The sequence below is a fragment of the Streptomyces sp. NPDC086777 genome (assembly GCF_040702065.1).
Lineage (GTDB): Bacteria > Actinomycetota > Actinomycetes > Streptomycetales > Streptomycetaceae > Streptomyces.
The window spans coordinates 111,605-123,200 of the sequence record NZ_JBFBJI010000019.1 but is presented as its reverse complement, the minus strand read 5'-3'; the positions used below and the strand labels follow the sequence as shown (position 1 = coordinate 123,200).

Annotated in this window: 11 protein-coding genes; 2 read left to right on the top strand and 9 right to left on the bottom strand. The window is 71.6% G+C overall.

The features are described from left to right. Nucleotides 1-30 precede the first annotated feature (30 nt). From AB0472_RS25990 to AB0472_RS25975, 4 genes are all read right to left on the bottom strand, one after another. Nucleotides 31-402 (bottom strand): DUF3099 domain-containing protein, encoded by a 372-nt coding sequence (locus AB0472_RS25990; RefSeq protein WP_366359470.1) that lies wholly within the window; start codon nucleotides 400-402, stop codon nucleotides 31-33. A 223-nt stretch (nucleotides 403-625) separates the two neighbouring features. Beyond that, complete coding sequence (locus AB0472_RS25985; RefSeq protein WP_366359468.1) at nucleotides 626-1,522, bottom strand: RNA polymerase sigma-70 factor; 897 nt, start codon at nucleotides 1,520-1,522, stop codon at nucleotides 626-628. Nucleotides 1,523-1,699: 177 nt separating this feature from the next. After that, on the bottom strand, nucleotides 1,700-1,906 hold the full coding sequence (locus AB0472_RS25980) for a hypothetical protein (RefSeq protein ID WP_366359466.1): 207 nt from the start codon (nucleotides 1,904-1,906) through the stop codon (nucleotides 1,700-1,702). 235 nt (nucleotides 1,907-2,141) lie between these two features. Beyond that, nucleotides 2,142-2,597: a VOC family protein gene (locus AB0472_RS25975; protein WP_366359464.1), complete on the bottom strand. Its 456-nt coding sequence runs from the start codon at nucleotides 2,595-2,597 to the stop codon at nucleotides 2,142-2,144. A gap of 225 nt (nucleotides 2,598-2,822) precedes the next feature. On the opposite strand from AB0472_RS25975, the gene AB0472_RS25970 reads away from it, so the two are divergent. Further along, complete coding sequence (locus tag AB0472_RS25970; protein ID WP_366359463.1) at nucleotides 2,823-3,614, top strand: DUF427 domain-containing protein; 792 nt, start codon at nucleotides 2,823-2,825, stop codon at nucleotides 3,612-3,614. 88 nt (nucleotides 3,615-3,702) lie between these two features. Here AB0472_RS25970 and AB0472_RS25965 read toward each other — a convergent pair whose 3' ends face one another. The 5 genes from AB0472_RS25965 to AB0472_RS25945 form a co-directional block, all read right to left on the bottom strand. Continuing rightward, on the bottom strand, nucleotides 3,703-4,197 hold the full coding sequence (locus tag AB0472_RS25965) for a cupin domain-containing protein (RefSeq protein ID WP_366359461.1): 495 nt from the start codon (nucleotides 4,195-4,197) through the stop codon (nucleotides 3,703-3,705). A 135-nt stretch (nucleotides 4,198-4,332) separates the two neighbouring features. Further along, nucleotides 4,333-5,514, bottom strand: a complete 1,182-nt coding sequence (locus AB0472_RS25960) for a DNA gyrase subunit B (protein WP_366359459.1) — start codon at nucleotides 5,512-5,514, stop codon at nucleotides 4,333-4,335. A 291-nt stretch (nucleotides 5,515-5,805) separates the two neighbouring features. Next, a complete protein-coding gene (locus AB0472_RS25955; protein ID WP_366359457.1) occupies nucleotides 5,806-6,573 on the bottom strand; it encodes a copper homeostasis protein CutC in 768 nt (255 codons plus the stop codon). Continuing rightward, complete coding sequence (locus AB0472_RS25950; RefSeq protein ID WP_366359456.1) at nucleotides 6,570-8,093, bottom strand: M81 family metallopeptidase; 1,524 nt, start codon at nucleotides 8,091-8,093, stop codon at nucleotides 6,570-6,572. Before AB0472_RS25950 ends, AB0472_RS25955 begins: the two co-directional genes overlap by 4 nt. 62 nt (nucleotides 8,094-8,155) lie before the next feature. After that, a complete protein-coding gene (locus tag AB0472_RS25945; RefSeq protein ID WP_366359454.1) occupies nucleotides 8,156-9,397 on the bottom strand; it encodes an ROK family transcriptional regulator in 1,242 nt (413 codons plus the stop codon). A gap of 319 nt (nucleotides 9,398-9,716) precedes the next feature. On the opposite strand from AB0472_RS25945, the gene AB0472_RS25940 reads away from it, so the two are divergent. Further along, the gene (locus tag AB0472_RS25940) at nucleotides 9,717-11,531 is read left to right on the top strand and encodes a peptide ABC transporter substrate-binding protein (protein WP_366359452.1); all 1,815 of its coding nucleotides are present in this window, start codon (nucleotides 9,717-9,719) and stop codon (nucleotides 11,529-11,531) included. The last annotated feature ends 65 nt before the right edge of the window (nucleotides 11,532-11,596 follow it).

Sequence of the window (11,596 nt, the reverse complement as noted above, 5' to 3'; positions counted from 1 at the left end):
GGGCCGCCGCCACCGGTGGGAGGCGGCCCGCTAACCGCGAGGGCCGCGCCCGCCCTCGCGATCGTGGGGAGGCGGCGTCGTCGCGGGTGCGCCGTCGGGCGGCAGGGAGAGCATCGGGCGGGAAGGGGCGGGGTCGAAGGTCGGCAGGGGTGCGGCGGCGCCGCCTTCGCGGCCCGCGTTGGCGACGACGACGGCCGCACAGGGCAGCAGGACGCCGAGGACCAGGGCGACGAGCGCGACGTACCGTTCGACGTTCCATAGGGTGGCCGCCAGGATCACCGAGACCGTGCGCACGGACATGGAGGCGACGTAACGGCGCTGACGGCCGCGGACGTCCTCGTGAAGTCCCTGCCTCGCCGTGGTGATGCGGAAGACCTGGCTCCCGCCGTGTCTCGTGATCATGTTCCACCGCCCGTCTGCCCCGGGCACCCGGCCGCGCCGGGCGTCCTCGGAAGTCGTCGTCGACATCCCTATGGACAGCGCCGGCCTCGCATATGTGACAGGGACCCGTGCCGCGGCGCCTCGGCGGTCGTCGGGCGGGGCAGCGCCCGAACCGGTCGAGCGACGCGCACCGCCCCCGCGCCGGCCCGGTCGCCGTCGGCCGGCCGCGCGGCAGGTGCGGCCCTCAGTCGGCCAGGGACGCCGTGTACGGCAGGAGTTTGGCGGGATTCATCACCCACATGAGCCGGTCGATGCCGGCCACGGAGACGTCGACGCAGAGCAGGGCCACGGCCTGCCCGTCGGACGACACCAGCACCGCGGGCCGGCCGTTCGCCTCGACCCAGCGGATCTCCTTCCCCGGCCAGAAGCGCGGCGCGAACGCGGCGAGGTACCGCGAGACGTGCAACCGTCCGACGACCGGGATCCTGGACGCCCCGCGCATGCCGCCGCCGTCCGCGTAGCTGACCACCTCCGCGGTGAGCACGTCCTCCAGCACCGTCATGTCCCCGGTCTGCGCGGCCGACAGGAACACCTCGAGGAAACGCCGATGGGCCTGCGGGCTGACCTGCTCCCTGCGCTCGGCGGCCAGGTGCCTGCGCCCGCGGCTCACCAGCTGGCGGGCGTTCGCCTCGCTGGTCTCCAGCATGTCGGCGATCCGCGCGTAGGAGTAGTCGAAGGCCTCCCGCAGCACGTAGGCGGCGCGCTCCACCGGGTTCAGCTTCTCCATCAGCAGCAGAACGGCCATCTCCACGGCCTCGCCCCGCTCGGCCCCGAGCTGGGGGTCGTTGCGGGTGTCCACGGGTTCGGGAAGCCACGGGCCGATGTAGGACTCCCGCCGCACCCGGGCGGACCGGGCCACGTTGATCGCCAGGCGGATCGCGGTCGTGGCGAGGAAGGCGGCGGGTTCGTGCACCTTCGAGTGGTCGGTGTTCTGCCACCGCAGCCAGGTCTCCTGGACCACGTCCTCGGCCTCCGCCGCGCTGCCCAGCACACGGTAGGCGATGCCGAAGAGCCGCGGCCGGGCCGTGAGGAATTCCCTGGTCGCTTGATCAAGGGCCTCGGATCCGGCGCCGCCGTGCATGAAACGTCCCCTCTGACCTGGTCACCGCCCATGCTAGCAGTGTGTCCCCAGCATGCCCTTCGAAAGGTGTGACTGCTGGGTGAGGGGCGCCCATGATGTGACACACGCTGTCACACGGGGTCGCCTCATGTGTCCGCGCGTTCCGGGCGGCCGCGGCCTGGTCGACGCGGCACGAGGTCAGGGAAACCGGCTGCGCGGACTCGGCGGGGAGGCGACGGCGTCCGGGCCGGAGCAGGCCGCGTCGCGCAGCCGCGCCAGGCGCTCCCTCGCCGCCTTGATGTCGGCGTCGAGCATCTCGATCGCCTCCCCGAGCAGCACGGCGTGGGCCGCGAGCGCGGCGGCCTCGGCGGCCAGGGGAAGCGTGACATCGGAGTCCGGGTTCATGGCGGGCGTCCTTTCGGCGTCGGATCGTCGCTACGGCCGTCGTGGGCCGTCACTCACCCTGACCGCGCAGCCGGCGCGGCTGTGACAGGAGGAGGCGGACGTCACGGCGGGCCGCAACACGGTCGGGCGGCCGCCTCCTGGCCCCCGCCCGGCCCGCCGGGGCGAGCCTTCGCCACCTCGGGCGCCCGGACGGGAACGGAAGCAGGCGGCGAACGGAACGGTGCGGTGCCCGCCCCTACTCCTCCGGACCTGCCGGGGCGGCCTTGATGCCCTTGACCAGGCCGGTGGACTGGCCCACCTCGATGAGGTAGCCGTCGGGGTCGCGCAGGTAGCAGCGCAGCTCGGAGGCGCGGTCGACGGGTTCGGTGAGGAACCGGGCGCCCTGGGCGACGGCGTGCGCGTAGAAAGCGGCCATGTCGGCGACGCGCACGTTGAGGAACGCCGACACCCGCGCACCGTCCTGCGGCACCTCCAGGGTGACGCCGGGCTTGTCGGGGGTCGGTCCGCCGCCGGGATTCATGATGATCCAGCTGTTGGCGATCTGCACGATCGCCGGGTTCTCGTCCATCACCACCTCGCCGCCGAAGACGTCGGCGTAGAACCGCCGCGAGACGGCGACGTCACGTACGGTGAGGAAGTGGGACAGGAGGAGGCCGTGCTCAGGAGCCGGGAGCTCGCCGTGAGACGCCATGGTGCGTCATCCCTTCGTTGCCGGAGGCCGGGCACCAGGACTGACCGTGTACGAGTTCGCTCTGTGACAGCGCGGTCCGGCGGTTCGGCCGCAGCACCTGACGCCGTCACGGATCCGGCGCCCGTTCGGTCTGTGGAAGGGGCGGCGGGCGGTTCTCGCGACCACGGTCAGCGCGGGCACGCCACCGAAGCCCATGATCCGTTCCGATCCCGGAGAGGTACCCCCATGGCAACCGAAAGCGTTCTGCACCCGAGCCTGATCGTCCCGGTCGGGCACGTCGAGCCCGTGCCGCGTCGCGTCCGGGGTGTCATCGGAGGCAGGGTCGTCTTCGACAGCCGCCGTGCGCTCTACGTGTGGGAATGGCGCGCCTACCCGCAGTTCAGCATCCCGGTCGAGGACCTGGTCGACGGAGCGCTCGTCGACGACCATCACACCGAGCACCACGGTGCGGGTTCCGCCCGCCGGCACACCCTGCGGGTCGGCTCCGAGGTCCGCGAGGGCGCGGCATGGGTGTGGGACGCGGACGCCCCGAGTTCCCTGCACGGGACCGTGCGGTTCGAATGGAACGCGCTGGACTCCTGGTTCGAGGAGGACGAGCCGGTCTTCGTGCACCCCAGGAGCCCCTACTCCCGGGTGGACGCCCTGCGTTCGTCGAGCAGCGTCCGCGTGGAGGTGGACGGGGTCGTGCTGGCGGACGCGCCCAACTGCGTGAAGCTGTTCGAAACGGGGCTGCCGACGCGGTACTACATCGAGCGCATGTACGTCGACTGGGCCGAGCTGCGACACTCGGCCACGGTCACCCAGTGCCCGTACAAGGGGACGACGAGCGGGTACTGGTCCTTCGACGGCCCGAACGGCGCCCACGAGGACATCGCCTGGGCCTACGACTTCCCGACCATCCACGCCAACCGCGTGGCCGGCCTCGTCGCCTTCTACAACGAACACGTCGACCTGTACGTCGACGGAGTCGAGCTGCCGCGGCCCGCCGATCCCTCCCGCGCGACCGCTCCCCGGTAGCACTCCGCCGGACCGCGCAGCGACCGGGTCGAGGCGTGCCACGGGGCGCCGGCCCGACGACTCGGCCGGCGCCCCGCCGCTGATCCGGCTACTCCACGAAGTAGGAGTCGTGCTTGTCGAAGAACGCGGCGCGCTCCTCCTCCGACGCGTGCGCGAGCTGCGACACCTGCTCGAAGTATTCCTCGCGCGGCGCGCCCGGCGTGAACAGCAGCAGCATGTCCGCCGGGGCGTCGGAGTCGTTGCGGAAGGCGTGCAGGCCGCCTTGCGGCACATGCAGGAAGTCACCTTTGCGCGCGTCGACCCACTGCACACCGTCGAACACGCGCACGGTGCCTTCCAGGATGTAGAAGGACTCCGAGATACGCCGGTGGAAGTGCGTCTTCGGACCGCCGGCCCTCGGCCTCATCTCCACCCGGTACAGACCGAACTCGCCCCGGGTGACGTCCGTGGTCGCCAGGTAGTGGAGGGCGTCCTTTCCGGTGCCGCTCACCCCGCTGTCCGGCGGGGTGAGCGCAGGGCGGAAAACGGCGCTGACCTCCCCGTCCACGCCCCAGTACTTCTGCTGCGGGTAGGGATACGACATGGCTCGGGTCCTTTCCTGCGACATGCGCGGGTGACGCGCCCGTGCGGCCCGCCGAAAGCCGGGCCTCTCCCATCAGACCGCCGAGCACCGGCCGGTGTGACACCCGGCTTCCGCGCGGATCCGAGGCGCGGACGATCAGGTCACCGGCCCGCCGGATCCCGGGAACGGGTCGGCGCCGGTGAGCAGGGCCGCGGGAGGGTTCGGGTTCTCCCGCAGCCACGCCGCCATGTGGTCCTGGACCGCTTCCCGGACGCAGTCGCGTACCAGGGTCCCGCCCAGCAATCCACGGGTGGCGCCCTTGAACTCGGGACGGTCGAGTCTCACCGAGACCACCGCCGTGAGGTGTGCGCCGATCCGGTCGGGGCCGAGGTCGGGCTCCTCGGGCGCCAGCAGCCGTCGCTCCCGCGCGAACGCGTTGACCGCGGCTGCCAGCCCGTCGAGCAGGCCTGCGACATGGGTGCCGCCCTGCGGGGTGGATGAGCTGTTGGCGAAGCTCCGGATGTGCCCTCCGGGTGTGCTCGTCCACGTCATCGCCACCTCCATCGTCCCGGCCATCCGAGGATCCTCCTTCTCGAAGCCGGTGATGTCCGGTTCGGCGGCGGCCGCGGTCCGCCCGGTCAGGAAGGCGGCGAAGTCCCGCAGACCGTCGGGGAACCGGCACCGTACGGACCGGGTCGTGCCCGTTCCGCGCCGGTCGGTGAGGGAAAGCTGCACACCCCGGTTGACGAAGGCGAGTTCCCGGAAACACTCCGCCAGCGCGTCGAAGGAACACCGGGCAGTGCCGAAAACCCCGGGGTCGGGCCGGAAGGTGATCGTGGTTCCGGTCCGGGTCGTCGGTCCGTACGGTACCGGCGGCCCGACAGGCGCACCACGCGCGTACTCCTGCACCCAGTGGAACCCCTCACGCCACACCTCGGCCCGCAGACGGGCGGACAGCGCGTTGGCCACGGCAGGACCGAGGGCGAAGCGGCTTGCGATCACGCTGTGCCGGTCCAGGGGCCGCGTGCCCCCGGCGTACAGGAGCGTCATCTGCGACTCGAGTCCGGCGCCGGGCCCACCCCCGGCGGCCTCGACCTGAACCCCCGGCCCGTCGTCGGCGACCCGCACGCGGCCCTCGGGCAGCAGGGCGACGTCGACGGTACGTCCACGGCCGGCCGGCGCCCCCTGCAGAGCCCGGCCGACGAGCAGGAACACCAGCTCGTGCAGCCCGTGTTCGCCGGTCGAGCCGACGTACATACCGGGCCGCTTCCGAACGGCCTCCAGCCCCTCCAGCACCTCGATGTGGGTGGCGTCGTACCCGACGGCGTCCTCGCTCACGAAATCCCCCTGCGTGACTGTCCGGCAACAGGGCTCCAGCATAGGGATTTTCAGAGGAAAGGCCAGGTCAGAGGCTTGATGGTGAAGCCGTGACCGGACGCCTGAGCCACTGCCGGGCACGCGGTGCCCCAAGGGGCACGGACCGTCCCCGGAGCGCGCCCAGGGTGCCCTCGGAACCGCGCAACACCCCTTCCCCGGTGGACCCGTGGCCAGGGAAATCGAAGGAGCCCTGCCGCGACCGGCCCCGGCCGGCTCACCGCGGTCTCGGCCGACCGCGGTTCGCCGGGACGGTCAGACCGTCGTGCCGGTCTCCAGCATCCTCCTGGCCTCGGCGACCGCCGCCGGGTCGGTGACGAAATGCGTGTCCTGGTCGGCGGTCGAACTGGAGGCGCCGAGCGGAACCCACGCGGCCCCGCGCCGGGGCTGCGCGCGGCGCTTCGCCGACAGGTGCACGGCGGCCACCCCGGTGGCCGTCAACGCCGGGATGTCGGACGGCCGGACCCCGCCGCCCGCCATCACCTGCACACCGGGCGCGGCCTCGACCATGGCGGCCAGGCGCTCCAGCCCCTGTCCGGCGGCCGGGGCGCCGCCCGAGGTGAGCACCCGGGTGAGCCCCAGCGCGGGCAGCAGCGCCGCGGTGGCCACGGGGTCCGCGGACACGTCGACCGCGCGGTGCAGCGTCACCTCGACGGGCCGGCCGGCGTCCTGCGCCGCGGCGGCGAGGCGGACGACGGCCTCGGTGTCCAGGGTGCCGTCGGCGGCGAGCGCGCCCACCACCACACCGGAGGCGCCGGAGGCGATCACGGACCGCACCTCGGCTGCCATCAGCGCGATGTCCTCGGCGTCGTAGACGAAGTCGCCCGGCCGGCACCGGACCAGTGCCTGGACCGGGAGGCCCACGGCGGCGACCGCCTCGACCAGGGCGGCCGACGGGGTCAGACCGCCGAGCTCCAGACCGGTGCAGAGTTCGACGCGATCGGCTCCCTGGGCCAGGGCGACGCGGGCGCCGGCCGGAGAGGTGACGGCGATCTCCAGTGCGGGCACGGTGGGCCCGTTCACTCGTCGTCCCCGGTGAGCGGCCGGTCGGAGGCCGGGATGATCCGGGCCGTCAGGTCCGGCGTGGCCATGCCGCGGTCGAAGGGGAACATCGGGCGGCGGATGCGGCGGTGGCCGAGACGCACCAGGTCCTGGTCGACGCCGCCGGGGGTGAGGGCCATCTTCCAGCCGACCGACATGTCGAACAGCTCCGGCTCCAGATAGCCGATCTTGACGATCACGATGTCGGCGGAGCGCGGGTCGAGGTCGAGGTCGGTGAAGTCGTGCTCGTGGTGGTACGGCTTGCGCAGCCTGGTGAGGATCGCGTGCACGCTGCCGACCCGGACGACGACCTCGGTCTCGGCGTCCCGGTCGCCGTGCCGTATCGCGTGCACCACACCGGTCAGGGTGACGGGTCCCGCGTGCCGGTCGTCGACCTCGGCGCCGGCGGTGACGGTGACCGTGGCGCCGACGCCGGCCGCGACGGCGGTCTCGATCGCCGCGGGCCCGGGCACCGAGGCGTAGATGACGGTCGGGCCGTCCTCCTTCTGGAACTCGGGCCGCTCCAGCAGCCGGGTCAGCCCCCAGGTGACGTCGCCGGCACCGCCCGCGGTCGGGTTGTCACCGGTGTCGCTGATGAAGTACGGCCGCCGGTCGGAGGCGAGGGCCTCGTCGAGGAGTTCGTCGTACGTCCCGGTCGGGGCGACGAAGTCGAACGCGTCCCGGGCGTCCCAGAAACCGCGGGCCAGCCGTTCGGCACCGGCCGAGACCGCGGCCGTGTCGTCGCCGGTGACGACCACCACCGCGCGGTTGCGGGGTTCGTCCGCCCAGGCGTAGCCCACCCAGATCGCGGCGTCCGTCACGCCCGCGGTGGCCTCGACCTCGTCGACCGCCGCGTACACGCTCTTCGCGGGTTCGATCCGGGTGGAGGTCTGCTCGCCGGCCAGCAGCACGGGGACCGGCACCCACGCCTTGACCGGGCGGGGGGCGCCGGAGACCAGGAGGTCGACCAGGTTGCGCACGGCGCGCTCCTTGGTCTCCATGTGGTCCTCGTGCGGTGCCATCCGGTAGCAGGTGATCAGGTCGCTGCGGTGGGCGAGTTCACGGGAGACGTTGCCGTGCAGGTCCATCGAGGTGGAGACGATCACGTCCGGGCCGACGGTGGCGCGCACGCGCTCCAGCAGCACGGCTTCCGCGTCGTCGATCCCTTCCACGGTCATGGCGCCGTGGATGTCGTACCAGAGGCCGTCCAGCCGGGGGAGCGCGGCGAGGCGCTCGATCAGTTCGTCGGTGAGCGCGGTCCAGGCGGCGGCGGTCACGGTGCCGCCCGGCAACGACTTGCCTACCAGCGCGCCGTGCCATTCCGCGGCCTCGCGCAGCTCCTCGCCCGGGGCGAGGAAGGGGTACCGGGCGAACACCTCGTCGCCGCGCGCGGGATGGAAGGCGGGTGCCCCGGTGCGGGCGGGGGAGAACGTGGAGGACTCGATGCCGAGACCGGCGACGGCGATGACGGGGCGGGCGACGGCGGTGCGGGTGTGCGTCATGGCTCCTCGTGCGGAGTGGTGCGGAGTGGGCGGTGCTGGGGGGTGGAGGTCCCTGCGGCGTGTCAGTTCCTGCGGGGAGGTGCGGCGGTGTGGAACCGCTCGGTGCCGTCGCCGCCGGCGTCGCCCAGGGCGCGGGCCAGGGCACGCTGGAGGGCGAACAGCCCGACCCCGACGAGACCGGCGTCGGCGCCGAGGATGGCCCGCTCGATGGTGAGGTGCTCGGTGGACAGCGGGTGGCAGCTCTCGTAGAGCTGACTGCGCACCGCGGCGACGAACGGCTCCAGGGTGGAGAGGATGCCGCCGAGGTAGACGGCGTCCGGGTTGAAGAAGTTGACGTTGGCCGCGAGCACCCGGCCGAGGTGGTCGCCGGCCCGGCGGACGGCCCGGGTGGCCTCCGGGTCGGCGTCGGTGGCGAGCTGGACCACGTCCTCGGTGCTGGCCACGTCCACCCCGCGCTCGTGCAGGATGCGGACGAGCGCCGCGCCGGACGCCACGGTCTCCAGGCAGCCGGTGTTGCCGCAGGAGCAGGGGATGTCGGCGCCGTCGGCGATGCGGATGTGGGTGATGTCGCCGGCCGCCCCCGTCGCGCCCCGGTAGAGGTTGCCGTCGATGATGACGCCGGCGCCGATCGCCGTACCGATCTTCACAGTGATCGTCCGGCGGTGCTCGGCGGGCCGGACGCTCTGCTCGCCGACCGCCATGCAGTTGGCGTCGTTGTCGACGACGGCCGGGACACCGAAGCGTTCCTCCAGCCAGGCGGCCACCGGGAAGCGGTTCCAGCCGGGCATCCGCGAGGGCAGGACGACGGCGCCGGCGCTCACGTCCACCGGTCCGGGCAGGGAGAGCCCGACGCCCCGGAGCCGGTCGCGTCCGCGCTGCTGGGCGAGGGACTCCAGGTGCTCGGCAAGCCTCGGCAACGCCGCCTCGGGGCCGTCCGCGACCTCGAAGGGCACGTTGGTGACGTCGCGGACGCCGTTGCCCGGCAGCACGACACCGATCCGGGCGTGCCGGCCGCCGACGTCCGCGGCCACGGCGTACTCGTCGGTGCTGCCGGCCCTGAGCACCCGGCGGGGGCGGCCCCCGGTCGAGGACTGGGTGCCCTCCTCGGCGATGAGCCCGCGCTCGACCAGCTCGGCCACCGTGAGGGAGATGGTGGAGGGGGCCGTGCCGAGGAGCTGCGCGAGTTCGGCGCGGGACGACGCCTGCCCCGACGCGACGAGTTCGAGGACCCGGGTGGCCAGGGCGGCGCCCTTCGGGTTCACGCCCTTGTTGCTCTTGCGGTCCCGTGCACTTATTTCGGTCATGTACGAAGTAACTTCCGCAGTGATGGGTGTGCCGGAGACAGTACGCCCGATCCGGCACGTGGGGAACGGTTCCGTGGAGACGACCGAGGGTGATGACGCATGGCCGAGGTCGTACAAATCATCACAAAAGTATCGTCTATTGCACCCATGGTGAGCGGTTCCGGCTTTTTTCGAAAACGCAGTAACTTATTTGTTATTCATTCTTGTTTGTTTGTTCGACGCGTCCGTCGTTGACTGTCGCCGTACGCAGCGCCGACCCCGCGGCGCCGGTTTGGGTCCTCCCATGACGTTTGCGGGTCCTTTCACTCTGAGGAGAGCCATGTTCCTTGCTCCCACGGCCCCCGGCCGCCGCTGGGCCCTCGTCGCGGGTGCCGCCGTCATCACCGGCGCGCTGGTCACCGGCTGCTCCGGCGGTGGCACCTCGTCGTCCGGATCGGCGTCGTCGGACACGATCAACTACGCCCTCCCGGCGAACTTCACGCCGAACTGGATCCTCCCGATCGGCACCGCCGCGCACCTCAACACCAACAACTCCTCCATCTCCCAGGCCGTCTGGGAGCCGCTGATCTCGTACGACGGCTCCACCGGCAAGGTCGGCTGGAACAAGGACAACTCGCTGGCCACCGACGCGAAGTTCGCCGCCGACGGCAAGAGCGTGACGATCACCCTCGGTCAGCGCCACTGGAGCGACGGCAAGCCGATCACCTCGCGCGACGTCGAGTTCTGGTTCAACCTCGTCAAGGCGAACAAGGCCGACTGGGCCAGCTACAGCCCCGGCAAGGCCCCGGACAACTGGACGTCCTTCAAGACGGTCGACGACACGCACTTCACGATCACCTTCGACAAGGTCTACAACCAGCAGTGGATGCTCGCCAACGAGCTGAGCATGATCCGCACGATCCCGCAGCACGCCTGGGACAAGACCAGCGACTCGGGCGCCGTCTCCGACCTCGACCGCACGCCCGCCGGCGCCAAGCAGGTCTGGACGTACCTCAACAACGCCGCCAAGAAGATATCCGGCTACGCGACCGACCCGCTGTGGAAGACGGTCAGCGGCCCGTACACCATCAAGTCGTTCTCCACCGCCGGCCGGGTCGAACTCACCGCCAACGCGAAGTACGACGGCGGCGGCAAGGCCAACATCAAGAACGTCAACCTGCTGCCGTTCACCACCACCGAGGCCGAGGAGAACGCCCTCCGCGCCGGCACCGTCGACTACGGCTACATCAACGCCTCCGACCTGAGCCAGGAAGCCTCCTTCAAGGCCAAGGGCTACTCGGTGCAGCCGTGGAGCGGCTGGGCGATCACCTACATGCCGTACAACTTCAACAACCCGTCCATGGGACCGGTGTTCAAGCAGCTGTACGCCCGCCAGGCGATCCAGATGTCGGTCGACCAGACCACGCTCTCCAAGGTCGTCTTCAACGGCAGCGCCGTCTCCACCTACGGCCCGATCCCGCAGGGCCAGGAGTCGTCCTTCGTCTCGGCCGACCAGAAGAACAACCCGTACCCCTTCGACACCGCCAAGGCGAAGAAGCTGCTCACCGACCACGGTTGGACCGAGCAGGGCGGCACGATGGTGTGCAACGAGCCCGGCACCGGCGCGAACCAGTGCGGCGCGGGCGTCGACAAGGGCACCAAGTTCGAGATGCAGGTGCTGTCCCAGTCCGGTTCGACCGTGACCGACAACATGATGAGCGCCCTCCAGTCGTCGTTCGCGAAGACCGGCATCAAGTTCGGCATCAAGACCGCGCCGGTCAACTCCGTGCTGTCGCAGGCCGGCCAGTGCAAGTCCGGCGAGGCGAGCTGCTCCTGGCAGCTGTCCTTCTTCGGCACCGCGGGCAGCTGGTACTTCCCCGCCTACCCGAGCGGTGACTCGCTCTTCGCCACCGGTGGCGGCTCCAACTTCGGCAGCTACTCCAACCCCGCCGTCGACAAGCTGATCACGCAGACCACCACGTCGTCCTCGGACGAGGCGGTGCAGAACTACAGCGCCGCACTCGCCAAGGACCTCCCCGTGATCTGGCTGCCGGAGCCCGACTACCAGATCTCCGTGGTCCGCAACGGCCTCGGCGGCTTCGCCCAGGACTCGCTCGCCAACTTCCACCCCGCCATGTGGAAGTGGACCAAGTAGGCCCGGTCGGTGCCCGCGCGGGCCGACGGCGCCCGGCCCCACGGCCGGCCGCCCGAGGCCCGCGC

Excerpts from the sequence above, each read along its gene's own strand:
- AB0472_RS25965 (WP_366359461.1), bottom strand. The coding sequence starts at position 4,197 with ATGTCGTATCCCTACCCGCAGCAGAAGTACTGGGGCGTGGACGGGGAG.
- AB0472_RS25970 (WP_366359463.1), top strand. The coding sequence starts at position 2,823 with ATGGCAACCGAAAGCGTTCTGCACCCGAGCCTGATCGTCCCGGTCGGG.
- AB0472_RS25985 (WP_366359468.1), bottom strand. The coding sequence starts at position 1,522 with ATGCACGGCGGCGCCGGATCCGAGGCCCTTGATCAAGCGACCAGGGAA.
- AB0472_RS25950 (WP_366359456.1), bottom strand. The coding sequence starts at position 8,093 with ATGACGCACACCCGCACCGCCGTCGCCCGCCCCGTCATCGCCGTCGCC.
- AB0472_RS25980 (WP_366359466.1), bottom strand. The coding sequence starts at position 1,906 with ATGAACCCGGACTCCGATGTCACGCTTCCCCTGGCCGCCGAGGCCGCC.
- AB0472_RS25945 (WP_366359454.1), bottom strand. The coding sequence starts at position 9,397 with ATGACCGAAATAAGTGCACGGGACCGCAAGAGCAACAAGGGCGTGAAC.
- AB0472_RS25940 (WP_366359452.1), top strand. The coding sequence starts at position 9,717 with ATGTTCCTTGCTCCCACGGCCCCCGGCCGCCGCTGGGCCCTCGTCGCG.
- AB0472_RS25990 (WP_366359470.1), bottom strand. The coding sequence starts at position 402 with ATGATCACGAGACACGGCGGGAGCCAGGTCTTCCGCATCACCACGGCG.
- AB0472_RS25975 (WP_366359464.1), bottom strand. The coding sequence starts at position 2,597 with ATGGCGTCTCACGGCGAGCTCCCGGCTCCTGAGCACGGCCTCCTCCTG.